The organism is Vibrio sp. 1401 (genome assembly GCF_033340295.1).
On sequence record NZ_JAWOWF010000175.1, the window covers coordinates 1 to 940 of the forward strand.

Annotated in this window: 1 protein-coding gene and 1 pseudogene; both read right to left on the reverse strand. The window is 42.7% G+C overall.

Annotated features, from left to right (window positions below):
- The coding region (locus tag R7Z77_RS24360; RefSeq protein ID WP_318136931.1) for a tetratricopeptide repeat protein at positions 1-834 on the reverse strand (834 nt) is incomplete at its 3' end.
- A 12-nt stretch (positions 835-846) separates the two neighbouring features.
- Positions 847-940 (reverse strand): annotated as a pseudogene (locus tag R7Z77_RS24365) (sugar ABC transporter substrate-binding protein); the annotation flags it as partial.

Genomic DNA, 940 nt, shown 5'->3' on the forward strand with positions numbered 1-940 from the left:
GGCTGCTTGAAGTGTTTTCGCTGCGCGGAAAGGCACCCCTTGATAAGCTTGGGAGTTTACTAAACGCAGGTATTCTTTCTCACCTTCTAATAGGCCCAATTTATGAGCCATTTCTAGTGTTGAAAGGGCATTGCGCTCTTGATTTAACTCCATGTAAATACCAGACAATTGAGTCCAGTAACGCTTATTTTTTGGATATTTAGTGGTTAATATTTTCAATACACCCGCAACGCTCTTGAACTGCTTAAGTTCATAATGCGCAGACATCAGTAGCTGATACCAAGATTCACTAGGTTCTTTACTCATAGCGATTGCTTGCTTAGCTGGTGGAATCGCGTTTTTGTAATCTTCTAGCTGAACATAAGCACTCGCTAGAGTGATGTATGCATGCGCTTGTGGCTTTTCTTCGGTGGTTTCTGCAATTTTGAACCACTCATTCATGGTTGCTACTGATTTTTTAAATTGCCCTTCGGCTAAGTAAAGCTGCGCCAAGCTATAACGAACTTGCTGGGCCACAGGCACTGGAAGTGCGTTTAAACTTAACGCATCAGCAAAATACTTTGCTGCTTTCGGGTAGTCATCTTGCAGAGAGTACAAAAAGCCCATCTGTTGCAGTAAGACTGCACGGTCATATTGTTTTTTGCTTGTACTACTTAATGCTGAGTTCAATTTAGAAAGGGCATCAGCGTACTTTTCTGTAGCAATGAGTTCCTGAACTTTGTTTACCGTTCGAAACGTTTTGTCTGACAACTCCGGAGTGTTGGCAAAACCAGGCGCGCCATACGCGCCTGACAATAACACTAGAGAAGCCAACAGTTTGGTATATGCTTTCATACGTATGACTCCTTAGTTTGTAGAGAACTCAATTTCTTGAGAAAGGCGAGAGCTAACCGCTTTACCGTCAACCATTTTGGGTTTGAAGGTCCACTTAGATACGGTT